Raw genomic sequence first — 25,543 nt, forward strand, 5'->3', positions numbered from 1 at the left:
GCTCAATGGCGTGCCAGCCTGCGCTTTACGGCACGGCTAACCTGACTGGCCACTTGCGGCAGAAAGGAGGGGCGCTTGAGCGCGCGACGTCCCAGCCCGATGACGTCGCCCTTGCGCACGGCGACTGAGAAGAAATGCGCGTCATCCAGCCGCATCAGCCCTTCGGCCCGGTGTTGCAGAAGCCGCACGAGTTCGGGTTGGCTGGCGATTTTGGGTTGTTGAGCCAGTTCAAGAGCGGAACGTGCCAGAGCGCCATAGGCAATGGAGGTGCGTGAGAGGGCGGACAGGCGACCGCTCACCGCGCCTGAGCGTTGGGTGTAGAGGTAGAGCGCTTCGTCGAGCAGCACGAACATGGCGCCTGCCAGCAGCAGGCTGACAACGAGAGCGAAGTCTTCGCCGTGACGCATGTCGGCGCGGTAGCGCAGGCCGGTCTTTTCCAGAAACGCGCGACGGAAGCAGGGTTTGAGCAATCCCCAATCCATACCGCTGCCATCCACCTGATTATGGCGCAGGAAGTCATCCAGCGTCACGACATGCCCGGAAAGCCCTGCGGTTGCATTGGCGCGTCCGCTGACGCAGTTGGCATCGGCATCGAAATACAGAAGATCATCGGCCAGCATGTCGATGTCGCCGCGTCGGCTGGCGATGGCGCCCAGCTTTTCCAGCCGCGTGGGGGCAAAGGCGTCATCGGCGTCGAGAATGGCGATCCACTCGCCCGTGGCGTTGGCGATCCCAAGATTGCGTGCCGCCGATGGGCCGCCGTTTTGGGGTGTCTGGAGCAGTCTGATACGGGGATCTTCGGCTGCGAGGCGTTTCACAACTTCGCGCGTGTTATCCGTGGAGCAGTCATCCACCATCAGGATTTCGAGGGGCGGCTGTGTCTGGGTCTGCACGGAGCGCACGGCGCGTTCCAGAAAAGCCTCGGCATTATAGACGGGGATGATGACGGAGAAGGTGCTCATGATGCCAGCGCCTGATCGTACACAGCTTCCAGACGTTGTGTGCAGGTGTGAATGTCGTGGTTCTGTTCGATATACACGCGGGCGTTTGCTCCGAAACGGGTGGCGAGTTCGTCATCCGTCAGCAGCGTGATGAGATGGCGGGTCAGGGCATCGATGTCATGCTCCGCAAAGGCGAATCCTGTTTCGCCATCGATCATGCCCTCCGTTGTGCCGCCACTGGCGGAAGTCACCACCGGCACGCCACTGGCCTGAGCTTCGAGCAACACCAGAGGCAGTCCCTCCATATCGCCGTTTTCGGCGGTAATGCTCGGTAGGCAGAACACGCGGGCTTCTTTCATGAACGCTTGTACCGCGTCGCGGCTGACGGCACCTGCGAAGGTTACGTCTGCCACATGGGCGGCTTTTCGTTCGAGTGCCGCTCGCTGCGGTCCATCGCCCGCAATGATGAGCCGCGCATCCGGAACGGCGTTGCGCACACGTGCGAACGCGTCCAGCAGGATGGACGCCCCTTTCTTTTCCACCAGACGGCCTACGAACAGGATCGTGCGGCTGCGTTTGCCCGGTGCGGGTTCGGAGGGCTGAAAACGACGGACGTCGATCCCGATATGGCAGATGGAAATCCGGTTGGCGGGCAGGCCGCAGCGGACGGCGGCGTCACGGATCGGTCCTGAAACGGCGACGAAGCTGACATGCTTCTGCCGTGCCAGTCGGGCAAGCCGGCGTGGATAGCTCTTCCACCGACGTCCCCCGTGTCCGGCCGCGAACCAGTCCATGTGGGTGGAAATATCCGATCCATGCAGAGTCACGACCAGCGGCACGCCAAGCCGTTTCGCGACAGGCCAGGCCTCTACGCCATCAAAGCCGAAATGGGCATGGATGAGTTGCGGGGCGAGCGAGCGGGCAATAGGCATCATGCTCGGATAGGGGCGTTCCAATGTGCGCGCTACGACGCCTTGCACGCGCTGGAGGAAGGTGGCTGGTCCTTGATGTACGGCCAAGGCAGGGAGACCTTCGAGCGGCAGTTTGCCGATTTCACGCTCACCGATCAGCACGGCTTTCCAGCGTTTGAGCATCTTTGCCTGATCGCGCACGAATGTTTCGGAAAGCGGCAGGATCTCCGTGCGGTAAATGGCGACGGTTTTGCCTTCGGTGCGTGCGGCGAGGCGATATTGCGGGAAGCGCTCCGGCATGAGCAGGCGGTCCACCACCTCTTTCCACGAAGGAATGTCGATGGTGATGGGTTCGTGGAAAGCCAGAGCGTCCCGAATGGCGGTGGTGATCGAGGCCTTGTCGCCCGGTACGTAGCCGAAGCGTCCCTTCACGGTGCCCACGGCAAATTCTGGGCAGACCGCGGGTTTGCCGAAGAAAGCGAACTGCTTGAGCTTGAGAGACGTATCGAGAAGATAACGCGGTGTGTCGGCATCGCGGTAGGGCGCGACGCCGAAGGCGGCGTGCTGCACGTAACCCAGCGTCTGTTCGAACGGCATTTCGTCATGAACGACGATGTTGGGATGCTTTTCCAGCGCTTCGGCTGCGCGTCCGGCGCCGATGACATGAAACTCCACGTCCGGGAAGGCTGGGGCGGCAAGGTTGAAAAACGACGCATCGAAAAGCATCGAGCCGACCGAGACGCAGGCGGTCTTGCCGTTATAGGGCGATGGGCGCGGGCGCTCCATCATGTCACGATCGATGCCATGCGGTGCGAAAATGGCGCTTTGCCCGTGGGGCATGCCTTCAAGCAGGAGGGGAGAGGGCAGGCGCACGAGGTCGATCTTGTCGAAATTGTGCGCAAAGTCGCGACGGATCGTCTCGGCGGATCCAATGACGGAGAGGTCATCGGAGGCAAGATAGACGATGCGAGCCGCGGGATTCAGTCGCTTCACATCCGCGATGTAGATCGGGGACATACCGGATTCGACGAACACCACGTCCGCTTCTTTTATCCATTCCTTGAGAATGGACGGCATTGTCAGTCTGTAAAACTTGAACATGGCGGCTTCAAGCGGCCACAGTTTGGAGTTTTTCAGACGGAAAGGGTGCCACAAACCGCGTTGGAGGTAACATTCCACGCCGTCCACCACTTCCATATGGTTGGCGTGTGCGGCCAGATCGGCGCGGGTATCGCCACGATGTTCGGACAGACGGCTCAGCCCGGTGGAATAGAAGCGTGTCGTGCCACGACGGGCCAGTTCGGCAGTGATGAAATGGACGCTTGCCTTGCGACGCGACCGGAAATCATGCACCGACAGAACAAGAAAGTTGGTCATCAGGGTGCGCGCCTCCGTGCTGCGTCAGGTTTGCGATCGGTGCGGGATGATCGCGTTTAACGGCTTGTTTATCAACGGGGCAATCTCACGGAAACGCGCAGGGCTGCTGTGGGGTTGAATAATGCATCCAAGCCGATGGAGGCAGCGGGTGAAGGACATGACCATGAAAAGTGGCAGAAGGATGCTGAACATGCGCCTCCATGACATTCTCGCGCTTGTGGCTCTGGGCGGTCTGACGTTGGGGACGACTGCCGCGGAGGCGGCGACACCTCGGGGCGGCGTTAATCTGGCCGGAGCGGGCTTCGCGTCGGGGAAAATTCCCGGTCGATTGAACTGGGACTACATGTTCCCCAAACAAGGAGAGATTGATTACTACACGCAGCAGGGCATGAGCCTGTTCCGCCTGCCCATCCTGTGGGAACGCATCCAGCCGCAGCTTTCGGGAAAGCTGGATGTCGCCTATCTCCGGGAGGTGAAGGATTTCATCGAAGCTTCACGCAAAGCGGGTGCTGAGGTCATTCTCGACGTCCACAATTACGGCAAGTTCCACGGGAAATTTATTGGCACCTCGGACGTGCCGACGGCGGCCTTTGTCGATCTTTGGGTGCGGCTGGGGCGTGAGTTCGGGCGCGACCGGCACGTTCTGTTCGATCTGATGAATGAGCCGCAGCAGAGCTCGGCGGACGAATGGGTGGACATCCAGCAGGCTGTCATTGATGGGCTGCGCAAGGCGGGAGTGAAAAACCGCATCATTGTCTCCGGCGTGAAATGGGATGGCGCCCATAATTTCGAGAAGGACAATGGCGCGGCGCTCGCGCGTTTGCATGATCCGGTGCAACCGTTGCTCTATCAGGCCCACCAGTATTTCGATGCGGATTCTTCGGGGCGTTCACCCAACTGCATTCCGCAGGATCAGGTGGTGGGCAAACTCTCGCCGTTTGTCGATTGGCTGAAGGCGCATCACGCGCAGGGGATTCTGGGTGAGTTCGGTGTCAGCCAGACGCCGGAATGTCTGGCTGACCTGAAGGCGGCCATGACGTATCTCTATGCTCAGCCGGACGTGATCTACGGTTGGACCTATTGGGCGGGAGGACCGCTGTGGGGGGCTTACATGTATTCCATCGAGCCTACCAAAGACGGTACGGAGAAGCCACAGATGGATGTGCTGCGGCCATTTCTTGCGACGAAAAGACATGCGGGTTCACGCCGCCATTCGGCTCCCTGACATGACGCTGCCTCTTGCAACCGGCTGATCGCGCGCCATATCCAGCACAATGGGCGGTTGCCGTTACGGGGCCGTCCCCACTGTCTCGCTCACAGGGAGGAGGCTGCATGTCAGGCAGAGTGTTTGGATCACCCATGTTTCTCGGGTTCGATCATCTTGAGACCATGCTCGAACGGGCGTCCAAAACGTCCGGGGATGGATATCCGCCCTACAACATCGAACAGATCGGGCCATCCACACTGCGGATCACGCTAGCGGTGGCGGGCTTTACGATGGACGATCTTCAGATCACTCAGGAAGACAATCAGCTTGTCATCCGTGGGCGTCAGACCGAGGATTTTCAGGGACGTGTGTTCCTGCATCGTGGCATCGCCTCGCGCCAGTTTCAGAAATCCTTTGTGCTGGCGGAAGGGATCGATATCGGTGGCGCGTGGCTGGATAACGGGCTTCTGAATATCGATCTTTACCGTCCGCAGCCGGAAGTGCGCGTGAGACGGATTGATATTCGCGCGGGAAGTGCGAACGGTCCGGCTGCGCGCGCCAGTGGGGCGAATGGCAGCGGGATCGCACCTGCGACGGCTGTTCCCAAGACGGTGCGGAGCATTGGAGACGAGTGAAAAGAATTCACGCTCATCTTTGTTGGGAAATAAAAGATGAGCGTGATTTTTTAAGGGTTACTCAAGGATTGCAATCCCAAGGCCCAAGAACTTCTTTCCTGTGCGTGTAATGACTTCATCATATTGTTCTGTGAAAGCCTCTGTTTTGCGGTCCGGCAATATAGAGGTTATTAAATTCCAGATATTTTTTACGCCGACGCAGGCATCGCTGATAACGTCGTGTAAAGCAAGATACTTTGCATGATTTTTGGTGGCGATATAATCGTGAAGACAGCCTTCTGTGCTATGGTCACCATCAATGAGGACAAGATCCCATTGACGGGATTGTAGTTCAGAAATGCTTTCCTCTGAACGACTCGACGAGATTAAGTATTTTGTATTTTTGTGAGAGTTGCAATAATTCTGCATGATATCGCTTCGTGCGATATCGATAGCGAGAGCGCTTTCAATAGGATTAAATCGTTTTAGGTATTCGAGTGTTATAATAAACGTCCCGCCATGACGACAGCCGACTTCCGCGTAAGATTTTATGTTTTTCTTTGATAGGGATACAAGGTATTTCGAGAATTGCTTGGGGTATTGCCATGATTTAATGCCATGTCCACACCATGGAAGAAGACTGACAGGAAATTCTTCCAAAATTTCGTTGTTGAAGCCAAGAGTGGGAAGCATAACATGTTCAATATAAGCGGCATCTTGTAATTTTTCGAAAGGAACTTCTTGAATAAAGCGAATTGCGCCTTCAATATCACCAGCAGGTAAAGGTGTAATATCCATTTGTATGCACCGTTCGTAGTAGATAAAGAAAATCGAAGAATGTTCGACGCTTTTTAAGGTATTTTGAATTGTATAATAATTATTTAAATATATTGAGATTCGCGTATAATTTGAAAGGAAACGAAAGGTATCCCGGATATTGTGGGGACTATATCCGGGAGAATCTCTTATTTTGAGCCCGGTTCCACCCAACCGATATTCCCGTCATCACGTCGGTAAACGATGTTGATCGCGCCACTGGCGCTATTGCGAAAGACCAGCAAATGGCGGTCCGCCAAATCTAACCGCATGACGGCTTCGCTCACCGTAAGATAGGCGATTTCCGTGGGTTGTTCTGCAATGACGGTTGCAAAGGCGGTTTCTGTTTCCTTGTCAGCCAGAAGTTCTGTGCCAGTGTTGGCGGCTGGAGACTCGCTTTGCTGTTGCAGTACGTAGGTCCGCCCTATTTCAGGCGTGTGACGCGGCGCAGATCCGCGTGCGTGGGAGGTGACCCGCTTCCGATAGCGGCGCAGACGTTTGGCGATGTGTTCGGCGGCATCATCGAAAGCGCTGTGGGCATCGGCCGCTTCGCCCTCTCCGCGCAGCGTGAGGCCGCGTCCGGCATGAACATTGATGTCACAGGTGAAAAAGGCGCGAGCCTTGCTGAATGTCACGCTGGCGTCGAATGCGTCATCGAAATACCGGTTCGCGATATTTCCAAGGTGGGACGTAACGCGCTCTTTAAGTGCAGCTGAGAGATCGATCTGTTTACCGGAAACGTGAATCTGCATTCTGACGGGCTCCTTGTCCTTGAGGAAACCGGTCGCCTGAAGCCTGTGACGACGCCCGTGCGCCGTCAGGCGGAGGCGGCTTTCTTCCGTTTGCGCTGCACGGAACTTTCGATGTGCAACGCTTCCCGGTATTTGGCCACGGTTCGACGGGCGATGTCCACGCCTTCCTTGCGAAGGTTTCGCACGATGTCGTCATCCGACAGGACCGCCTCCCTGTCCTCCGCATCGATCAGACGGCGTATACGGAAACGTATTGCTTCTGCACTGTGATTTTCTTTTCCACGCTGTCCTTTCAAAGCTGTCGTGAAAAAGTATTTCATCTCCAGAAGGCCGCGTGGAGTTGCAACATATTTGCCAGCCGTAGCGCGGCTTACAGTACTTTCATGCAATCCTGTCTCTTCCGCAATCTCGCGCATAGTGAGAGGTGTGAGAGCGATTGCGCCGTGTTCCAGAAAAGCAACCTGCCGTCTCATTATTTCTCTAGCCACCTTGAGCAGTGTGCGCTCTTTTTGCTCAAGTGCTTTAAGCAGCCACGAAGCGTGCGAAATCTTCTCCTTGAGAAAGCCCTTGTCGTTCGCACGTAAGCTGCGGAAAGCACGCCGCTGAAGGCCCGTATCGATCCGCAGGCGGGGAAGGGCCTCATCGTTCAGATCGACGCGCCACAAACCATCGGGCTGTTGACGCACAATGACGTCCGGTATGCGCACGATCATGCCCAGCCTGTCCGGCTCGAAGCCGGGCTTGGGGTCGAGATGCCGCAGTTCCATGAGCATGTCCGCCAGATCGGCTTCATCCACTCCGCACAGGGCGGGCAACTGAGTGGTTTTGTGGTGAGCGATCAGATCGAGATGATCGAGCAGAGTCTCCGTTGCGGGATCGAGGCGATTGCGGGCCGCCAGTTGTGCGGCAAGACACTCACGCAGGGAGGTGGCGAACAGCCCCGGCGGGTCGAATTGCGTCATCATCAAGTGACGCACGGCTTCCAGATCCTCGTGAGATACACCCAGCATACGAGCCAGTTCCGTAGGGGCGGTGCAAAGGCGTCCGGCGGGATCGAGATCGGCCAGAAGTGCCGCGCCGATCAACCTTTGTACAGGGGAGAAGGATGCGGTCAGGCGCAGTTGTTCCGCCAGACGGTCATGCAGGGAAAGCGCGGCGGGAGGATCGGGTAATGTGTCGCCGGAGAGAGAGGTAGTCGTACGCCAGTCACGTGGGGCGCTCTCGGTGGTCCATGTGTCGTCGAAGCCTGCTCCCTCTGCAACGGTAGCAGGCTCCATATCCAGCGCTGCTTCTCCGATGAGTGTATCGGCGGCGCAGGTGGTGCTGTCCGGCAGAACGGAGGTTTCCGGCGGAGAAAGTGTCTGGTCCGGGGCTGGACGCTCGGCCGGAAAAGGCGCGTCTTCCACGCGTATGAGCAAGGGATTGTCCAGAAGTTCCTGCTCGACCAGTTCGTTCACTTCCGCGCTGGTCATTTGCAGGATGCGGATCGCCAGACGCAACTGGGGCGTCATGACGAGGTTGTGCGTTTGCTGGAGCTGAAGTCCCGGTCGTGCTGCGGCCATAAGGCCAGAGATTAGAGGGTGAAACTTTCTCCAAGGTACACGCGGCGCACATCCTCGTGGGCCACGATCTCTTCGGGCAGGCCCTGCATCAGTACCTGACCACCGTGCATGATATAGGCGCGGTCGATCACTTCCAGCGTTTCGCGCACGTTGTGGTCGGTGATCAGCACGCCGATGCCACGATCCTTCAGATGTGAGACCAGATCGCGGATTTCGCCCACGGCAATGGGGTCGATGCCCGCCAGCGGTTCGTCCAGAAGGATGTAGTTCGGTTGGCTGGCCAGTGCGCGCGCAATTTCCAGTCGGCGGCGCTCACCGCCCGAAAGAGCGAGGGAAGGCGAGCGGCGCAGATGCGAGATGCCGAATTCCCCCAACAGACCGTCCAGCATGGCGTCGCGCTTGTCGGGGTCCGACTCGACCACCTCCAGCGCGGCCATGATGTTCTGCTCGACATTGAGGCCACGGAAGATGCTGGCTTCCTGCGGCAGATAGCCAATGCCCAGACGGGCGCGGCGATACATGGGCAGGCGCGTGATGTCTGCGCCATCGAGTGTGATGGAGCCGGTGTCGGGCTGAACAAGCCCCACGATCATGTAGAAGCTGGTGGTCTTGCCCGCACCGTTCGGTCCGAGCAGTCCTACCGCCTCGCCGCGATGGACCTCAATCGAGACGTTCCGGACAACCTCGCGTTTCTTGTAGGATTTGCCGATCCCGTCCGCGAACAGGCCGTGGGCGCGGTCCCGCAGGATGGGCGTGTCCACACCGGGACGGAGGGCGGTCTGCATGAAATCGGGGGCGAAGTCCTGCTCGTTCATCCTCAGTTCCCCTTTCCGCCCTTGTCGCCGCCACTGTTGGGCACGACCAGCCCGCTCACGCGGCTGCCGGGCCGTTCCGTCATGGTGGCCACGCCGGTCTTCATGTTGATGATGGCGGCCGAGCCCTGAAGCTGGTTCTGCCCGCGCGTGATGTGAACATTGTCCACGATGCGAGCGATGCCGGTGTCGGGCACATAGACGCCGCGCGCGCCAGTGATGATTTCGTTATTGATCGTGCGTACCCAGACATGTCCGAAGGCGTTGACCTTTTCCAGCTTGCCCGAACCGTTGCTGAGCGGATCGCCGCCTTCTTTCTTCGGTTCGCTCCCACCCGGATTGACGGCGGACGGCTCTTCTTTTTTGTCAGGTGGCGCGCTGTAGCCCACCAACACGTCCGCCCGGATCTGCTTGCCGTCATTGGTGGTGACGGTGGCGTTGCCACGTCCGATGGAAATGCGGGGCTGGGAATAATACTCCATTGAGTCGCGGGCGGTCAGCACATCCTGAGGGGTGGTCAGTTTGAGCGCGTGACCGGTCATGACCAGCGTGGCCTGATCGATGTCATAGACGGCCCGATCCCCCCACGCCTGATCGGTGTGGGTGAAAATATGGACATGGCCTTCCGCTTCAAGGCGGTAGATCTCATTGGAGCCGGAACTGTCCGCGCCTCCCGGCTGTGTGTCGCCGCCTTCCTGCGGGGGAGGGGACGCAGGAGCTGGGGCTGGCTGGTCCTTGGGAGTCGCGGTCGCCGGAGCCGCAGGTTTGTCACCGGCAGCGGTCGGCGCTGCGGCCTTCTTGCGGTAATAGGCAATCAGCGTATCGGCGGTGACGGTGACATCGCCACGGACCGCCTGTGCCTGATCGCGGGCGATGACCTTCTGCGCGTTCTGATCCCAGTCGAAACCGCCCACCGCTGTAACGGTGATCTGTCCGCCATGCGAGAGGTCGATGGCCTGCGCGTGGGCCTGCCCGCTTCCGCTCACCCACAGGGCGAGCAGGGCTGTGGCCATGACAGCGGGAGAAGTGGGACGAAACGATACCATTCAGTTGGCCTTGTCGTGCGATCCGTGGTGGTCATCATTGAGGATCAGGCGTCCTGGACCACGGAACTGGGCAATGCCCTCATGCTCGGACAGCCAATACCCCGCCGCGTCGAGGACGCCAAACGGTCCTTCCGCGTGGATCCACGAATCAGCGGTGACGATACCGTCATGCAGGGCCACGCCGGTGATCGGGCTGCGCATCATCAGACCGTCATCACGATAGAGCATGACTTCCCCGGTCAGGTCGAGAAGCTGCTCATGCTGCATATAGGTGCCGTTTTCGGATTGGAGATACAGCCACGCGCCGCCTTCTGTCAGCGTGTCGGCCGCCGGTCCCACAAGGTCGATACGGTCTTCGTCGATCTGGTGGGCGGTCTTTGCTGTGAGCATGTAGGGCCGATCATGGGAATCCACGCTCCGATAAACCGCCCCCTCCAGATTGCCGCTTTCCATCTTCAGTCGTGTCAGTTCGGTCAGCGCCGTGTGGTTGGCATTGATCAGACGGTCGATTTCCGGCCAGACCGCGATGGAGGCCAGCAGCAGCAGTGCGAGCGAGGGCAGGACATATTTCGCCCAGCGCAGCATCGTCTGACGGCGCGCCAGTTCCGCGCGTCCCGGCGCCTTGCGCTTGGCGACGACGGAGGCTTCCAGCACCGCGCGCTGGCGTTTGATCGTGTCGCTGGAGCGGCTGAAATCGGCGCGTTCGGCGCGGTTGTTATCGGGTAGGGGTGGGGGCGTTTCGTCGGCCATCAGGCCACTCCGGCCCGCAGCAGGTCATGCACATGCAGGACACCCACCGGTCGATGAGACTCGTCGAGAACGAAGGTGGACGTCACGGGGCGGGCGCGGTCGTTCATCAGGCGCAGAGCCTCGGCCGCAAGACGGTCAGGTGCCACGGTCATGGGAGTGCGATTCATCACGCTTTCCGCGGGCGTGGTTGTCAGATCGCGGTCCAGTGCGCCGCGCAGATCGCCATCGGTGATGATGCCAGCCAGTTCGCCTTCGGGTGTGAGGACGCCCACGCAGCCGACGGCCTTGCAGGTCATTTCCACGATCACGTCACGCAGGATGGTGCCGGGCGGAACGATGGGCAGAGCTTCGCCCGTGCGCATGAGATCGCGCACGCTGCGCAGTCGCGCACCAAGACTGCCGCCCGGATGGAACACGCCGAAATCACCGGCCGTAAACCCTCGCCGCTCCATCAGAGCCACGGCCAGCGCGTCTCCCAACGCCAGTTGGAGAAGGCTGCTGGTCGTGGGCGCCAGTCCCATCGGGCAGGCTTCGGGTGCCTGTGGGAGTTGCAGGACGATGGTGGCGGCGCGCGCGAGGGTGGAGGCGGGGCGGGCGGTCATGGCGAGGAGCGACAGTCCGAAGCGACGGCTGTGGGCCACGATGTCAGCCAGTTCCGAGGATTCGCCCGAGTTGGAGAGCACCAGCACCGCGTCTCCCGGTGCGATCATTCCGAGATCGCCGTGCGAGGCTTCGACAGGATGCACAAAGATGGCGGGTGTGCCGGTGGAACTGAGTGTGGCCTGAATCTTGCGCCCGATATGCCCGGATTTGCCAAGGCCGCTGACCACGACGCGTCCGGGAATGGTGGCAAACAGGTCGATGGTCCGGGCGAACGCCTGCGCCAGACCGTTTTCATCGCGCAGTCCGGCTTCGAGAGCGACCAGACCGGCCGCTTCTGTGTTCAGCACGCGCCGGGCAGCCTCCACGGCGCTGGAACGCGGAAAAGGCGGCCCGGAGGGATCGGGGTGATTCATGCCGTTCTCTATCGTCCGAGCGGGGGCGGCGGTCAATCGCCACGCCCGAATGGAGCGGACAAATCAGGCAGAACGATGGGAGAAGATGTCGGGGTCTTCGTAGCCCAGCAAATCGAGACGCGCGCGGGTGGGCAGGAAATCGTAGCACGCCTGTGCCAGTTCGCGGCGGTTTTCGCGCACCAGAAGCGCTTCGAGCTTGTCCCACAGCGCGTGCAGATACAGCACGTCGGAGGCGGCGTATGCCAATTGTTCCGGCGTGAGTTCCGGCGCGCCCCAGTCCGAACTCTGCTGCTGCTTGCTGATCTCCACGCCGAGCATTTCACGGCACAGGGCGGCAAGGCCATGACGGTCCGTGAAAGTGCGGACAAGGCGGGCTGCGATCTTGGTGCAGATCACGGGCGCCACCGTGATGCCGAAAGTGTGCTGGAGCACGGCTACGTCGAAGCGACCGAAATGCATCAGCTTTTCAACGGAGGGATCGCTCAGCAGCTTTTTCAGATTGGGGCAGTCGGCGGGTTTGCCGCCGGGCGCATCGGGGATGATCTGCACCAGATGCGCGGTGCCATCGCCTGAGGAGAGTTGCACGAGGCAAAGCCGGTCACGATGGGGGTTGAGACCCATGGTCTCGGTATCGACCGCCACGCGCTTGCCGAGGTCGAGACCATCGGGGAGATCGTTGCGATGAAGCGTGATTGGCCCACCGGCCGTAATCTTGCCGCTCATGGCCTGTCCATGCTGTCGAGAGTAATGGTGCCCAGAAGAAGACTCGAACTTCCACGACCTTTCGGCCACAGGTACCTGAAACCTGCGCGTCTACCAATTCCGCCATCTGGGCAAGATGACAACCCGGCGCACCGGGCTGGTGGAGCAGGCGTTTAAAGTGCTGGGAAGAGGCGGTCAAGAGGGCGTCGTTATCTTTTTGTCTGCGACGGAGCCGGACATGAATCAAGGCGGGTCCGTCCTCGCGCGGGCATGAATGGACGGATCGGACGGTCGTTGTATCGTCGGGCATGAAATGTGGGGCGGACGCGGGACGTCCGGCGGAACAGGGAGATGACAGTGATGGGTGGCTGGCGGATTGCAACGGTTTTCGGTGGCTCCGGCTTTGTGGGCAGGCAACTCGTCAGCCGTCTGGCGCAGGATGGCTATGCCGTGCGTGTGGGCTGCCGTCGCACGGATCTGGCCAATGCGCTGCGCCAGCTTGGTGATGTCGGGCAGGTCACACCGTTTTTCGCGCCGGTGGAGAGGGAGGACGATGTCAGGGCGGCGATTCGTGGGGCGTCCGTGGTGGTCAACCTTGCGGCCGTTCTCGGTGGCAGAGGGCTGAAGAGCGTGAACGTGGAGGGAGCGGAGCGCGTTGCCCGGATTGCCGCGGAAGAAAATGCTGAGGTGCTCGTGCAGATGTCCGCTCTGGGGGCCTCCGACTCGGCGGCCTCTCTTTATGGCCGCAGCCGTGCGGCGGGTGAGGCGGCTGTAGCGCGACATTTCCCGACCGCCACCATTGTGCGGGCCTCTGTCATTTTCGGAGCGGAAGACCATTTCCTCAATATGCTGGGCGGTCTGGCGCGGTACGTGCCGTTTGTCATGCCGGTCTATGGCGCGGGCACGAAACTTCAGCCCGTGCATGTGGGTGATGTAGCAGAGGCCATCCGGCGGATTGTGGCGGCCAGCGTGGCCATGCGTCCCGATCAGGGAAGTCTGTGCGAACTGGGTGGTCCGGACGTGCTCACCATGCGTGAGATCACGGAGCGCGTGTTGGCTATGACAGGGCGTCGCAAGCCGGTTTTTGTCGTGCCGTCGGGACTGGCGGCGTTGCAGGCGGCTGTGCTTGAGCGTCTGCCCGGTCAGTTTCTTACACGTGACCAGTTGAAGATGCTCTCGCAGGATAATGTCGTGAGTGGACAGGCGCCGGGTTTCCGCGAACTCGGGATGGCGCCTGTTTCTCTTGATCTCGTGGCGCCTGCGTATATGGCGCGGTATGCGCCGGGTGGTGGGCGAGATAGTGTTGTAGATCAGGTTGTTGCATAATTTATGTCAGTATTTATGCCCATATTTTGAGCCGTTGTGACATGGTTGCGGTGGGAATGAAAAATCGTTTCGGTTGATGGGTCATCAATACTGCCTTTTGTTGGCGTGAGACGTGCTGTATCGCTGAATGTGTCCTGCCGGAACTCCGGGCGAGTAGTCGCGCCCTGACGGCAGGCCCGGTTCGCGCCCAGAAGGAAGTGCCGCGCATGTCAGCCAAGATGCTCTCGTTCGTTTCCGTTCCGCAGGCGCAGCCGCCCAAGCGGCAGGCCGCTGAGAGGCGCGCGGACTTCAATGAGATTTATGAGGATTTCGCGCGTGAGCAGGCGGCGACGCAGGCCAGTCGTTGCTCGCAATGTGGCGTGCCGTTCTGTTCGGTGCACTGTCCTTTGGGCAACAACATTCCTGACTGGCTGATGCTGACAGCGGAAGGGCGTCTCGAAGAGGCTTATGCTGTCTCGCAGGCGACGAACACTTTCCCCGAGATTTGTGGCCGCATCTGCCCACAGGATCGCCTGTGCGAGGGCAACTGCGTCATCGAGAAAGGCTTCGAGAGCGTCACCATCGGCGCGGTGGAGCGCTACATCACCGACACGGCGTTTGAGAATGGCTGGGTGCAGCCCGCCATGCCCGTGGAAGAACTGGACAGTTCCGTGGGCATTATCGGGGCGGGTCCGGCCGGTCTGGCCGCCGCCGAGCGGCTGCGGGCTGCGGGCCACAGGGTGCATGTCTATGACCGTCATGACCGCGTGGGGGGGCTGCTGATTTACGGTATCCCCGGCTTCAAGCTGGAAAAGGATATCGTGGCCCGTCGTCAGGCGCTGCTGGAGGAGCAGGGTGTTCTGTTCCATCTCAAGCAGGGCATCGGCAGCGGAAAGGGCGAGATCACGCTGGACGAGTTGCGTCATCGCCATGACGCGGTGCTGATCGCAACGGGTGTGTACAAGGCGCGCGAAATCGGTGGGCCGGGTTCGGGGCTTGGCGGTATCGTGGCGGCTCTGGACTATCTCACGGCATCGAACCGCCGTTCGCTGGGTGATGTGGTGCCCGAAGGCGAACTGGACGCGAAAGATCGCGATGTGGTCGTCATCGGTGGTGGTGACACGGCCATGGACTGTGTGCGCACGGCCATCCGTCAGGGCGCGCGCTCGGTGAAGTGTCTCTACCGTCGTGACCGTGCGAACATGCCCGGCTCGGTGCGTGAAGTGAAGAACGCCGAGGAAGAGGGTGTCGAGTTCGTGTGGCTCGCGGCTCCTGAAGGCTTTCTGGGTGATGAGACGGTGACGGGCGTGCGGGCGCAGCGGATGCGTCTCGGTTTGCCGGATGCGAGCGGCCGCCAGTCGATCGAGCCGGAACCGGATGGCCTGTTCACGATCAAGGCCGATCTGGTCATCAAGGCGCTGGGTTTCGATCCCGAGCCGCTGCCGGAGATGTGGAAGGCGGACGATCTGAAAGTGTCCCGCTGGGGCACGGTGCAGGTGGAGCGCACCACGTTCGAGACCTCCATTCCCGGCGTGTTTGCGGCCGGTGACATTGTGCGGGGTGCGAGCCTCGTGGTGTGGGCCATTCGTGATGGCCGGGACGCGGCAGCGCAGATCGACCGTACGATCCGTGAGCGTGCGCTCTCCTCTTCTTGTGTGGCGGCGGAGTAATGACGATGGACCATCTTTCCAGCACCTCTTCCGCCATCGAGAGTGGCGAGGACTTTGTCCAGACCTGGCAGCGTAACAGCGAAGCGCTGACGCAGGGTCTGTATCGTCCCGAGGACGAACGGGATTCCTGCGGCGTGGGTCTGATCGCGGCACTCGACGGTCGCAAGCGCCGCGACGTGGTCGAGGCGGGGATCGAAGCGCTCAAGGCGATCTGGCATCGTGGCGCGGTCGATGCCGACGGCAAGACCGGTGACGGCGCGGGCATCCATGTCGAGATTCCGCAGGATTTCTTCGCGGACGCGATGGGTGTGGGCCACGAGCTTGCCGCCGGCGTGCCGCTGGCGGTGGGGCAGGTCTTCCTGCCCAAGACAGACCTCGCGGCGCAGGAGCGCTGCCGTCAGATCATCGAGACCGAGATTCTGGCGTTTGGTTACAGCATCTATGGCTGGCGTCAGGTGCCGATCGACACGGCCTGCATCGGTGAGAAGGCCAACGCCACACGCCCCGAGATCGAGCAGATTGTCATTCGTGGCAAGAAGGGCCGTAAGGAAGAGGATTTCGAGCGCGATCTGTTCGTGATCCGTCGTCGCATCGAGAAGGCGGCGATCGCCAATCAGGTGGATCTCTATATCTGCTCGCTGTCATGTCGCTCGCTGATCTACAAGGGTATGTTCCTTGCCGAGCATCTGACGAACTTCTACCCCGATCTGCTCGATCCGCGCTTCATCAGCCGTTTTGCGATCTATCACCAGCGCTATTCCACCAACACGTTTCCCACGTGGAAGCTGGCGCAGCCGTTCCGACGGGTGGCGCATAACGGTGAGATCAACACGATTTCGGGCAACGTGAACTGGATGCGCAGCCACGAGACGCGGCTCGCCGATCCGGAGCTTGATCCCTACATCAACGACATCAAGCCCATCGTGCAGGTGGGTGGGTCTGACACCGCGACACTCGATAACGTGTTCGAGCTTCTCACCCATGCCGGGCGTGATGCGCCTGCGGCCAAGGCGCTGATGATCCCGGCCAGTGTGGGCGCGCATTCTTCCATGAAGCCCGCGCATCGCGACATGTTCGCGTATTGCAACGCGGTGATGGAGCCATGGGATGGACCGGCGGCGCTGTGCGCAACCGATGGGCGCTGGCTGATCGCAGGGTTGGATCGTTCCGGTCTGCGTCCGCTGCGCTACACCCGCACGACGAGCGATCTGCTGATCGTGGGATCGGAAGCGGGGATGGTGAAGGTGCCGGAGGCCGAGGTTGTCAGCCGTGGGCGGCTTGGTCCGGGTGAAACCATCGGCATCGATCTGGACGCAGCCAAGCTCTACGACAACGATCAGCTTCTCGATCTCATGGCGAGCCGTCAGAATTTCAGCCAGTGGGTAAAGAAGATCCAGAAGATCGGATCGGTGGTGCGTAACGATGTGGTCGAGCCGGTGCTCTATTCGCCGGAAGAATTGCGTCGCCGCCAGCTTTCCGTCGGCACCACGCTTGAGGAGCTTGAGCAGATTCTCCAGCCCATGGTGGAGAAAGCGTTCGAGGCCGTGGGGTCCATGGGCGATGACACACCGCTGGCGGTGCTGTCCGAGCGTTATCGCGGGCTGGCGCATTATTTCCGTCAGGGTTTCAGTCAGGTCACGAATCCGCCCATCGATTCCTTGCGCGAGGCGCGGGTGATGAGCCTCGTCACCCGTCTGGGCAATCTGGGCAATATCCTTGAAGAGTCTGAAGAGCAGTGCGATCTGCTCCAGCTTCCCAGCCCTGTTCTGACAAACGGCGAGTTCGAGGCGCTGCGCAAGTTCTGTGGCGAGCGTGGCAGCACCATCGACACGACCTTCCCGGCCGAGGGCGGTGAAGCGGCCTTGCGTGAAGCCATTTCTCGCATCCGCCGTGAGGCGGAGGAGCGTGTGCGTGAGGGGTGCACGCATGTCTTCCTCACCGATGAAAAACAGTCTGCGGAGCGGGCGGGTGTCCCGACCATTCTGGCGGCGGCGGCGGTGCATACGCATCTGGTGCGTCATTCGCTTCGCACCTTCACCTCACTCAACGTGCGAGCCTCCGACGTGCTTGATGTTCACGCCATTGCGGTGACGCTGGGTGTGGGCGCAACGACTGTGAACCCGTATCTCGCGCAGGAAAGCATCGCGGATCGCATTCGTCGTGGCCTGTGCGGCACTATGACGCTGCGTGAGGCGGTCGAGCGGTATCGAAAGGCGATCGACAAGGGTCTGCTCAAGATCATGTCCAAGATGGGCATTTCGATCATGGCGTCCTATCGCGGTGGCTGTAATTTCGAGGCTGTCGGCCTGTCGCGTGCGCTGGTGGCGGAGTTCTTCCCCGGCATGGCGTCGCGCATCTCGGGCATCGGCATGGCGGGTATCGCCCGCAATGTTCTGAGCTACCACGAGCAGGCATGGGGCACGTCTACTGCCGTGCTGCCAGTGGGCGGTCTGTACAAGATGCGCCGGAGTGGGGAGACGCACGCCTTCGATGGCACGCTGATCCACATGCTCCAGACGGCGGTGGGCACGGACAGCTTCACCATCTACAAGCGGTACGCTGATGCTGTGCAGCGGCAGCCGCCGGTGGCGCTACGTGATCTGCTGGATTTCCGTAGCACCAATGAGCCGATTCCGGTGGAAGAGGTCGAAAGCATCACGCAGTTGCGTAAGCGATTGATCGCGCCAGCGATTTCGCTGGGGGCGCTCAGTCCGGAAGCGCATGAAACACTGTCCATCGCCATGAACCGGATCGGTGCGAAGTCGGATTCCGGTGAAGGCGGCGAAGATCCGGCACGGGCAAAGCCGCGTCCGAATGGCGACAATGCCTCGTCCGCCATCAAGCAGGTGGCGTCAGGTCGTTTCGGTGTGACCGCGCAGTATCTCAATGACTGCCGTGAGATTGAAATCAAGGTGGCACAGGGCGCAAAGCCCGGTGAAGGTGGCCAGCTTCCGGGCTTCAAGGTGACGGAACTGATCGCCAAGCTGCGTCATGCGACGCCGGGTGTGACGCTGATCTCGCCGCCGCCACATCACGACATCTACTCGATCGAGGATCTGGCGCAGCTCATCTACGATCTCAAGCAGATCAATCCGGATGCGCGGGTCACGGTGAAGCTGGTGGCGCGTTCAGGCATCGGCACGATTGCGGCTGGCGTGGCCAAGGCGAAAGCGGACGCGATCCTCATTTCCGGTCACTCGGGCGGCACGGGTGCAAGCCCGCTGTCCTCGGTGAAATATGCCGGTCTGCCGTGGGAACTGGGGCTTGCGGAGGCGCATCAGGTGCTGATGCTCAACCGCCTGCGTCACCGTGTCACGCTGCGCACCGATGGCGGCATCAAGACCGGGCGCGATGTGGTGATCGCGGCCATGTTGGGCGCGGAAGAGTTCGGCATCGGCACAGCCAGCCTTGTGGCCATGGGCTGCATCATGGTGCGCCAGTGCCACTCCAACACCTGTCCTGTGGGCGTGTGTTCTCAGGATCCGGCTATGCGCGCCAAGTTTGAGGGAACGCCGGAGAAGGTCATCAGCCTGTTCTCATTCATTGCCGAGGACGTGCGCAACATTCTGGCGTCGCTGGGCTTCCGCACGCTCAATGAGGTGATCGGCCGTACGGACCTGCTCTATCAGGTGTCGCGCGGTTCGGACTATCTGGACGATCTCGATCTGAACCCGCTTCTGGTGCAGGCGGACCCCGGTCCGCATGCGCGCTACAGCACGCTGGAAGGCCGCAACGAGGTGCCGGACACGCTGGACGCGCAGATGATTGCGGACGCGCGCCCGCTGTTCGATCACGGCGAGAAGATGCAGTTGCAGTACAATGTGCAGAACACGATGCGCGCCATTGGCACGCGCATCTCGTCTCTGATCGTACGGCAATACGGCATGAACACGTTGGCGCCGGGACATCTCACGGTGCGTCTGCGTGGCTCAGCCGGCCAATCGCTCGGTGCGTTCGCGGTGCAGGGTCTTAAGCTCGAAGTGCATGGCGATGCCAACGATTATGTGGGCAAGGGGCTGTCGGGTGCGACGATTGTGGTGCGTCCATCGGCGTCCAGCACTTTGGCGTCGAACACCAATGCGAGCGTGGGTAACACGGTGCTGTATGGCGCCACGGCAGGTTCTCTGTTTGCGGCGGGACTGGCGGGCGAGCGCTTCGCCGTTCGCAACTCGGGCGCTACGGCTGTGGTCGAGGGGTGCGGGTCCAACGCTTGCGAATACATGACCGGTGGCACGGTGGTGATTCTCGGTGAGTCCGGCGACAATTTCGGTGCCGGTTTCACGGGGGGGATGGCGTTCGTCTATGACGAAGACAATTCCTTCGAGCAGAAAGTGAACCCGGACAATGTGTTCTGGGTGCGGGTGACGCAGCCGGAATGGGAAGCGAAGCTGCGTGGGTTGGTGGAGGCTCATGTGGCCGAAACCCAGTCTTCTTATGCGGCGATGCTGTTGCACAAATGGGATGAGGTGTTGCCGCGTTTCTGGCAGGTAGTGCCGAAGGATTACGCGCGGATCATCGGTTTTGAGCAGCCGGAGACGCTGGCAGCGTCTGCCTGACCGCTCGTTTTATCGTCAGATTCGGAGAAAAGGTCGTCCGGCAACGGGCGGCCTTTTTTCTTGTGCGCGTTGTCCGAGCAATCTCTTGAGAGAAATGTGAAATACGTTTTCTGAATGACAGTTCGACAGATCGTGAACAAATGCGATATAAGCACCGGAAAATAGGGAGGAGTGTTTGCTGTATCGTCTCCTGATAAGCGAAAGGACATAATAATGGAAAATATACTGGCGCTTATCGCAGATTTTTCGGTATTTGTACTGTTTCCATGGCTGGTGTGGCGCCTGATCGGGCGCAGTATTCCAATTGTCATTCTGCCGATATTGTTGGGAATACTGTTCGCCGTATGGCATGTGCCCGTGCATGACGTGAGTATTCCCTCTGCGTATGGAGACGAGATCGGCTGGGTCGCGGTTCTGGTGCTGGCGTTCACGGCGGGGCTGGAGATGTGGCAACATCAGGACGATGTGAGAGAGGAACATGCCCTGCCGCCGACAACGTGGGTCCGGCTGCTGGCCGGGGCGGCAGTGGCGCTGGGCGGCCCGCTGCTGGTCGGTTCCTATCTCGCGTGGAAATTCTTCCTCCCGCTTGAAGGCTGGCACCCACCTCACGCCGCACCGTGGGTGGCGGCAGCCTCCATTGGCCTGTGCATTTCTGTCAGCGCTTTGCCTGTGCTGATCGGCGTGGTGCGCGAACTGGAACCGGCGCAGCGTCCTCTTGGGCAACTCGCTCTTCAGCTTGCGGTTGTCGATGACGCGGCGCTGTGGATCGGGCTTGCATTTTTGCAATTCGCGGAGCGTGGATCGGAAGCCCTGCACAGCTGGACGGAGCTTGAATTTCTGGCTGTCGCTCTTCTGGGTGGGTTGGCAGCGGGCGGCCTGTGGGCGGCAAAGCATTTCCGCCATCCGCCCACATGGGTCATCTGGGTGACGGTGCCGGTCTATATGGCAGTGGGGTCGTGGGCGAGCCACCAGTTGGGGCTGCATGAACTGATCGGTGCGTATTTCGCGGGCGCGATCATGCCGCCAAGCTGGGTGCGCAGGCTGCCGGTGGAACAGGTAGGCACGTTCGCGCTGATCTGGCTGGCGCCGATGTTCTTCGGGCATAGCGGACTGCGCATCAATGGCGATGCTCTGACATGGCCGTCCGTCGTGGCGTCGCTTGCTCTTGTGGCGGTGTCGATCATCGCCAAGATGGTGTCAGTGTATATCTTCCCGCCCGCGCCGAAACTGGCTCCTCGCCAGCGGCTAGGGCTGGGCGCGCTCCTTCAATGTAAGGGGCTGATGGAGATCGTGGCGGCGACCATCCTGCATGAGCAGGGCATGATTTCGGAATTTGCCTTCGCCTCGCTGATGGTGCTGGCGGTGATTTCCACCGTGCTGACGGGACCGATGTTCCGTCTGATGGCTCCACGTACCGCCTGATGGTGTCTGTCCCGGCCCATTATGCCGGGACACCTGCGATTGATCAGGGGGCCGGGTTGGAATGCACCTGATGGATAACGTTGATCCGTGTTTCCAGCTCCGGCGTGATCGCCACGTTCACTGAGTCGAGAATTTCCTCAAGCTGGGCGATGCTGGTCGCGCCGATGATGTTGGACGTAACGAACGGGCGTGATGTCACGAAGGCCACCGCCATCTGCACGGCGTTCAGGCCCGTGTCCTTGGCAAGAGCGAGATAGGCCCGGATGGCGTCGTCCACACCGGGTTTCTGGTAGCGCTGGCCACGGTTGAACAGCGTTGTGCGGGCACCGGCTGGTCGCGCGCCATCGAGATATTTTCCCGTCAGATAACCCTGTGCAAGTGGCGAATAGGCCAGCAGGCCGACCTGTTCGCGCTGCGCGAACTCAGCCAGACCCCACTCGAATGTGCGGTTGATGAGGTTATAGGCGTTCTGGATGGACGCCACACGCGGAGCACCCTGCCGCGCGGCTTCGAGGCTTTTCGCGACACCCCACGGTGTTTCGTTGGACAGGCCGACATGGCGGATCTTGCCCTCATTCACCAGATCGCCCAGCACGCCGAGCGTTTCTTCCAGCGGCACCTCGTCGCGGCTGTCGGTCCGGCTCCATGTCGTGCCGCCTTCTCCAAACAGGTTTACACGGCGATCGGGCCAGTGAAGCTGGTAGAGATCGACATACTCCGTGCCGAGGCGACGCAGGGAGCCTTCCAGCGCGTAGCGGATCTGGCGCGGCGTGAGGCGCGTTTCCTCTCCGTTCGGGCGGAACCAGTCCATGATGCTACGCCCCACCACCTTGGTGGCGAGGATGACCTTGTTACGGCTGCCGCGCTGCTTGAGCCAGCTTCCGACGATGCGCTCGGTTGCACCATAGGTCTCGGCCTTGGGGGGAATGGAATACAGCTCGGCCGTGTCAATGAAGTTGATGCCGCGATCCAGCGCCAGATCGAGCTGTGCGTGCCCTTCGGCCTCGGTGTTCTGCTGTCCGAATGTCATGGTGCCGAGGCAGATCTCGCTGACCATGATGCCCGTGCGTCCGAGTTCTCTCTGTTGCATGGGGTACGTGCTCCTGTGCGATGCTCAACGATAGGAAAAGGTCTGCGATGTGTAGCGGGCCAACACAAGAGACCCGGTGAATTGGCGAAGTCACTGGTCCGGTAAGAAAAAAATCACGATATGGCGGGTGGGTTTCAAAAAGATGCTGCACATAAGAGCATGAGAACAAAGACGGCCTTTGTCGTGAGCGTGGTGATTGCCCGCTCTCTGAAGAACGACCAATTCGTCTTTCAAGATTTACTCATTGCTCGTTTGCGCAACTTCATTCCCGCGCTCAGTAAACCACGGACGCATCCGCGCGATGGCCTCACGCACCAGATCGGTCGAGACCGCGAAGCTGAAGCGCATGAAACGGTGACCATCCACCGGATCGAAATCCACACCCGGCGCCGTGGCGACACCTGTATCGCGCAGAAGCCGTTCGCAGAAAGTGAGGCTGTCATCGGTCAGATGACCGATGTCGGCATAGATGTAGAACGCGCCATCGGGGGGAGCGATGCGGGCGAGCCCCATTTCCGGCAGGGCTTCGAGCATCAACTCGCGGTTGCGGCGATAGGTCGCCAGATGGGCTTCCAGTTCGTCAGTGCAGTCAAAGGCGGCCAGACCGGCGTGCTGGCTCAGGGAAGATGGGGTGAGGAACAGATTGCCCATCCGGGCGCGGGCTGTGTGGATCATGTTTTCAGGCACGACCAACCAGCCCAGTCGCCATGGGGCCATGCTGAAATATTTGGAGAAGCTGTTCACCACCAGCGCATCGGGTGTGTATTCCAGCGCGCTGTGTGTGGCCTCGGTGTAGGTCAGGCCGTGATAGATTTCGTCTGAAATGACACGGATGTTGCGGGCGCGACAGACGTCCATCAGCGCGCGAAATGCGCTGTCGGGCAGGATGGTGCCGGTGGGGTTGGCGGGGCTGGCCACGATCAGGCCGTCGGGCGCGGGATCGAGTGCGGCCACCATGTCGGCCGTCAGTTGAAAGCGTGTCTTTTCACCGCAGGGAAGTTCAATCGGCTCCATGTGCAGGGCACGTAGCGTGTTGCGATAGGCCACATAACCGGGGCGCGCGAGCGCCACGCGGGCGCCGGGTATGAAACAGGAAGTCAGGGCCAGCACGAGCGCGGTGGACGCCCCGTTGGTGAGGATCACCTGCTCCGGCGCAAGAGTGACGCCATACCACTCCAAATAATGCCGGGCGATGCGGGCCTTCAGCGGTTCGCTCTCCCAATAACCCATCGGGTCCGTGGCAAGAATGTGCTGGGCGCGGGCTATGGCTTGTGCTGGCGCTGGGGTGGATGGCTGACCGAATTCCATATGGATGATGCTGCGCCCTTCAGCCGCCAGTCGGTGCGCGAGACTGCTGATGGCGATGGCGTGAAACGGATCGATCTCTGGGACGGTCATGAACAAAACCTGCGAGCGGCGGGGACAAAAACGACGAAAGGCGCGTCCGGGTGACGCGCCTTGTCTTCCTACCGATGATGGCGGGGCGCGGCCAGAGATCGCGCCGTCCGTTCAGGCTCCCGCCAAGCCGTGTCCCACCATGTCCTTGGGGTTTACGTAACGGTTGAACGTCGCCTCATCCACGCCGGAGGCGAGTGCGGCTTCCCGCAGGGTTTCCCCCTTTTCCATGGCGCGGTGGGCGATGGCAGCCGCTTTGTCATAACCGATGGCGGGGGTGAGCGCCGTGACCAGCATGACCGATTCCTCGACATTGCGGGCGATCCGCTTGTGGTCGAGTTCCGTGCCTTCTACGGAGAACGTGCGGAAATTGCGGCATCCATCGGCCAGAATGCGGATGGCGTGCAGCACATTCGCCACGATGACAGGGCGCATCACGTTGAGTTCGAGATTGCCCTGTGCGCCGGCAAAGGCGACGGCCGTGTCATTGCCCATCACCTGTGTGGCGATCATCACCATTGCTTCGCACTGGGTGGGATTCACCTTGCCGGGCATGATGGAGGAACCGGGCTCGTTTTCGGGCAGATGCAACTCGCCCAGACCGCAGCGGGGACCAGAACCGAGCCAGCGCATGTCGTTGGCGATCTTCATCAGCGCGACGGCAAGCCCGCGCAGACCGGCGGAGGCGCGAACCATGGCGTCCAGCCCGCCAAGAGCTGCGAATTTATTGGGGGCTGTGACGAAGGGTTTGTCTGTCAGCTTTGCAATCTGCTCCGCAATGGCTTTACCGAAGCCTTGCGGGGCATTCAGCCCGGTTCCGACCGCCGTGCCGCCTGCGGCAAGCTGGGCGAGACCGCCGCGTGAAGCCTTGAGGGCATCCAACGCATCCTCAAGCTGCTGGGCCCAGCCGGACCACTCCTGCCCGACGGTGAGCGGCACGGCGTCCTGAAGATGGGTACGCCCGATCTTCACCACATCCATCCAGCCATCGGCTTTCTTGCGAATGGCGGCAATCAGTTCCTCCACGCGGGGAAGAAGGGTGTTCTCGATTTCCAGCAGGGTGACGACATGCATGGCGGTGGGAAAGGAGTCGTTGCTCGACTGCCCCATGTTCACGTCATCGTTCGGATGGACCGGTTTCTTGGACCCGATTTCGCCGCCCAGAAGCTGGATCGCCCGGTTGGCGATCACTTCATTGACGTTCATGTTCGTCTGGGTGCCTGAGCCGGTCTGCCAGACGAAAAGCGGAAACTCGCTGTCGAGCTTGCCTGCGTGCACTTCATCGGCTGCGCGAATGATGGCGTCCGCCTTCCATTTCGGCAGGCGCCCGTCGGCCAGATTCACGAGGGCGGCGGCTTTCTTGACGATGCCGTAGGCACGACAGACTTCGATCGGCATGACATCGCGGCCGATCGAGAAATGGATGAGGCTGCGCTGGGTCTGCGCACCCCAGTAATGATCGGCCGGCACCTCGACCTTGCCCATCGAGTCACTCTCGGTGCGGTTGCCGGTGGCGTCGATACCGATGGGGATGTCGCGCAGGGTGTGGGATTCGCTCATGTCTTCCTCCCGTATGGAATGGCGGGCGCACCCTGACAT

19 protein-coding genes and 1 tRNA gene are annotated in these 25,543 nt (G+C 60.7%); 6 read left to right on the plus strand and 14 right to left on the minus strand.

Translation table 11 applies throughout. The annotated features are described in order from the left end of the window. Positions 1 to 2 precede the first annotated feature (2 nt). Both KUA11_RS09685 and KUA11_RS09690 read right to left on the minus strand, forming a co-directional pair. Positions 3 to 962, minus strand: coding sequence for a glycosyltransferase family 2 protein (locus KUA11_RS09685; protein ID WP_217410088.1), 960 nt, complete (start codon positions 960 to 962; stop codon positions 3 to 5). After that, positions 959 to 3,229, minus strand: a complete 2,271-nt coding sequence (locus tag KUA11_RS09690; protein WP_217410089.1) for a GumK N-terminal domain-containing glycosyltransferase — start codon at positions 3,227 to 3,229, stop codon at positions 959 to 961. The genes KUA11_RS09685 and KUA11_RS09690 overlap by 4 nt, the downstream gene beginning before the upstream one ends. A 190-nt stretch (positions 3,230 to 3,419) precedes the next feature. On the opposite strand from KUA11_RS09690, the gene KUA11_RS09695 reads away from it, so the two are divergent. Then, on the plus strand, positions 3,420 to 4,454 hold the full coding sequence (locus KUA11_RS09695) for a glycoside hydrolase family 5 protein (protein ID WP_217410090.1): 1,035 nt from the start codon (positions 3,420 to 3,422) through the stop codon (positions 4,452 to 4,454). Between the two features lie 107 nt (positions 4,455 to 4,561). Further along, entirely contained in the window at positions 4,562 to 5,071 is a 510-nt protein-coding gene (locus KUA11_RS09700; protein ID WP_254454828.1) for an Hsp20 family protein, read from the plus strand. A gap of 57 nt (positions 5,072 to 5,128) precedes the next feature. Here KUA11_RS09700 and KUA11_RS09705 read toward each other — a convergent pair whose 3' ends face one another. From KUA11_RS09705 to KUA11_RS09745, 9 genes are all read right to left on the minus strand, one after another. After that, a complete protein-coding gene (locus tag KUA11_RS09705) occupies positions 5,129 to 5,848 on the minus strand; it encodes a class I SAM-dependent methyltransferase (RefSeq protein WP_217410091.1) in 720 nt (239 codons plus the stop codon). A 167-nt stretch (positions 5,849 to 6,015) separates the two neighbouring features. Next, the gene (gene hpf / locus KUA11_RS09710) at positions 6,016 to 6,618 is read right to left on the minus strand and encodes a ribosome hibernation-promoting factor, HPF/YfiA family (RefSeq protein ID WP_217410092.1); all 603 of its coding nucleotides are present in this window, start codon (positions 6,616 to 6,618) and stop codon (positions 6,016 to 6,018) included. Positions 6,619 to 6,683: 65 nt separating this feature from the next. Beyond that, positions 6,684 to 8,180, minus strand: a complete 1,497-nt coding sequence (gene rpoN / locus KUA11_RS09715) for an RNA polymerase factor sigma-54 (RefSeq protein ID WP_217410093.1) — start codon at positions 8,178 to 8,180, stop codon at positions 6,684 to 6,686. A gap of 11 nt (positions 8,181 to 8,191) precedes the next feature. Next, on the minus strand, positions 8,192 to 8,965 hold the full coding sequence (gene lptB, locus KUA11_RS09720) for an LPS export ABC transporter ATP-binding protein (protein ID WP_217410199.1): 774 nt from the start codon (positions 8,963 to 8,965) through the stop codon (positions 8,192 to 8,194). A gap of 32 nt (positions 8,966 to 8,997) precedes the next feature. Further along, positions 8,998 to 10,038, minus strand: a complete 1,041-nt coding sequence (locus KUA11_RS09725; protein WP_217410094.1) for an LptA/OstA family protein — start codon at positions 10,036 to 10,038, stop codon at positions 8,998 to 9,000. Further along, entirely contained in the window at positions 10,039 to 10,788 is a 750-nt protein-coding gene (gene lptC / locus KUA11_RS09730; RefSeq protein WP_217410095.1) for an LPS export ABC transporter periplasmic protein LptC, read from the minus strand. It lies immediately after the preceding gene. Then, positions 10,788 to 11,804 (minus strand): KpsF/GutQ family sugar-phosphate isomerase, encoded by a 1,017-nt coding sequence (locus KUA11_RS09735; protein ID WP_217410096.1) that lies wholly within the window; start codon positions 11,802 to 11,804, stop codon positions 10,788 to 10,790. Before KUA11_RS09735 ends, lptC begins: the two co-directional genes overlap by 1 nt. Positions 11,805 to 11,867: 63 nt before the next feature. After that, positions 11,868 to 12,527 carry a ribonuclease D gene (locus tag KUA11_RS09740; protein ID WP_217410097.1) on the minus strand — a complete coding sequence of 220 codons (660 nt, stop codon included), beginning with the start codon at positions 12,525 to 12,527 and terminating at the stop codon, positions 11,868 to 11,870. A gap of 25 nt (positions 12,528 to 12,552) precedes the next feature. Next, a tRNA-Leu gene (locus KUA11_RS09745) sits at positions 12,553 to 12,639 on the minus strand. Between the two features lie 227 nt (positions 12,640 to 12,866). Between KUA11_RS09745 and KUA11_RS09750 the strand changes: the two genes are divergently transcribed. From KUA11_RS09750 to KUA11_RS09765, 4 genes are all read left to right on the plus strand, one after another. Then, positions 12,867 to 13,832, plus strand: coding sequence for a complex I NDUFA9 subunit family protein (locus KUA11_RS09750; RefSeq protein ID WP_217410200.1), 966 nt, complete (start codon positions 12,867 to 12,869; stop codon positions 13,830 to 13,832). 206 nt (positions 13,833 to 14,038) lie between these two features. Continuing rightward, complete coding sequence (locus KUA11_RS09755; protein ID WP_217410098.1) at positions 14,039 to 15,481, plus strand: NAD(P)-dependent oxidoreductase; 1,443 nt, start codon at positions 14,039 to 14,041, stop codon at positions 15,479 to 15,481. After that, complete coding sequence (gltB, locus tag KUA11_RS09760; protein WP_217410099.1) at positions 15,481 to 20,037, plus strand: glutamate synthase large subunit; 4,557 nt, start codon at positions 15,481 to 15,483, stop codon at positions 20,035 to 20,037. Before KUA11_RS09755 ends, gltB begins: the two co-directional genes overlap by 1 nt. A 213-nt stretch (positions 20,038 to 20,250) precedes the next feature. After that, complete coding sequence (locus KUA11_RS09765) at positions 20,251 to 21,459, plus strand: cation:proton antiporter (RefSeq protein ID WP_217410100.1); 1,209 nt, start codon at positions 20,251 to 20,253, stop codon at positions 21,457 to 21,459. Positions 21,460 to 21,502: 43 nt separating this feature from the next. Here KUA11_RS09765 and KUA11_RS09770 read toward each other — a convergent pair whose 3' ends face one another. From KUA11_RS09770 to fumC, 3 genes are all read right to left on the minus strand, one after another. Further along, positions 21,503 to 22,549, minus strand: coding sequence for an aldo/keto reductase (locus KUA11_RS09770; RefSeq protein ID WP_217410101.1), 1,047 nt, complete (start codon positions 22,547 to 22,549; stop codon positions 21,503 to 21,505). A 237-nt stretch (positions 22,550 to 22,786) separates the two neighbouring features. Further along, positions 22,787 to 23,947 carry a pyridoxal phosphate-dependent aminotransferase gene (locus KUA11_RS09775; RefSeq protein WP_217410102.1) on the minus strand — a complete coding sequence of 387 codons (1,161 nt, stop codon included), beginning with the start codon at positions 23,945 to 23,947 and terminating at the stop codon, positions 22,787 to 22,789. A 111-nt stretch (positions 23,948 to 24,058) separates the two neighbouring features. Beyond that, positions 24,059 to 25,504, minus strand: a complete 1,446-nt coding sequence (fumC, locus tag KUA11_RS09780; RefSeq protein ID WP_217410103.1) for a class II fumarate hydratase — start codon at positions 25,502 to 25,504, stop codon at positions 24,059 to 24,061. Positions 25,505 to 25,543: the final 39 nt, after the last annotated feature.

Source organism: Acetobacter estunensis, from assembly GCF_019083805.1.
Taxonomy (GTDB): domain Bacteria; phylum Pseudomonadota; class Alphaproteobacteria; order Acetobacterales; family Acetobacteraceae; genus Acetobacter; species Acetobacter estunensis_A.

Bases quoted from the DNA above. Each gene is read 5' to 3' on its own strand.
- KUA11_RS09685 (WP_217410088.1), bottom strand. From the start codon at position 962: ATGAGCACCTTCTCCGTCATCATCCCCGTCTATAATGCCGAGGCTTTT.
- KUA11_RS09690 (WP_217410089.1), bottom strand. From the start codon at position 3,229: ATGACCAACTTTCTTGTTCTGTCGGTGCATGATTTCCGGTCGCGTCGC.
- KUA11_RS09695 (WP_217410090.1), top strand. From the start codon at position 3,420: ATGCGCCTCCATGACATTCTCGCGCTTGTGGCTCTGGGCGGTCTGACG.
- KUA11_RS09700 (WP_254454828.1), top strand. From the start codon at position 4,562: ATGTCAGGCAGAGTGTTTGGATCACCCATGTTTCTCGGGTTCGATCAT.
- KUA11_RS09705 (WP_217410091.1), bottom strand. From the start codon at position 5,848: ATGGATATTACACCTTTACCTGCTGGTGATATTGAAGGCGCAATTCGC.
- hpf (WP_217410092.1), bottom strand. From the start codon at position 6,618: ATGCAGATTCACGTTTCCGGTAAACAGATCGATCTCTCAGCTGCACTT.
- rpoN (WP_217410093.1), bottom strand. From the start codon at position 8,180: ATGGCCGCAGCACGACCGGGACTTCAGCTCCAGCAAACGCACAACCTC.
- lptB (WP_217410199.1), bottom strand. From the start codon at position 8,965: ATGCAGACCGCCCTCCGTCCCGGTGTGGACACGCCCATCCTGCGGGAC.
- KUA11_RS09725 (WP_217410094.1), bottom strand. From the start codon at position 10,038: ATGGTATCGTTTCGTCCCACTTCTCCCGCTGTCATGGCCACAGCCCTG.
- lptC (WP_217410095.1), bottom strand. From the start codon at position 10,788: ATGGCCGACGAAACGCCCCCACCCCTACCCGATAACAACCGCGCCGAA.
- KUA11_RS09735 (WP_217410096.1), bottom strand. From the start codon at position 11,804: ATGAATCACCCCGATCCCTCCGGGCCGCCTTTTCCGCGTTCCAGCGCC.
- KUA11_RS09740 (WP_217410097.1), bottom strand. From the start codon at position 12,527: ATGAGCGGCAAGATTACGGCCGGTGGGCCAATCACGCTTCATCGCAAC.
- KUA11_RS09750 (WP_217410200.1), top strand. From the start codon at position 12,867: ATGGGTGGCTGGCGGATTGCAACGGTTTTCGGTGGCTCCGGCTTTGTG.
- KUA11_RS09755 (WP_217410098.1), top strand. From the start codon at position 14,039: ATGTCAGCCAAGATGCTCTCGTTCGTTTCCGTTCCGCAGGCGCAGCCG.
- gltB (WP_217410099.1), top strand. From the start codon at position 15,481: ATGACGATGGACCATCTTTCCAGCACCTCTTCCGCCATCGAGAGTGGC.
- KUA11_RS09765 (WP_217410100.1), top strand. From the start codon at position 20,251: ATGGAAAATATACTGGCGCTTATCGCAGATTTTTCGGTATTTGTACTG.
- KUA11_RS09770 (WP_217410101.1), bottom strand. From the start codon at position 22,549: ATGCAACAGAGAGAACTCGGACGCACGGGCATCATGGTCAGCGAGATC.
- KUA11_RS09775 (WP_217410102.1), bottom strand. From the start codon at position 23,947: ATGACCGTCCCAGAGATCGATCCGTTTCACGCCATCGCCATCAGCAGT.
- fumC (WP_217410103.1), bottom strand. From the start codon at position 25,504: ATGAGCGAATCCCACACCCTGCGCGACATCCCCATCGGTATCGACGCC.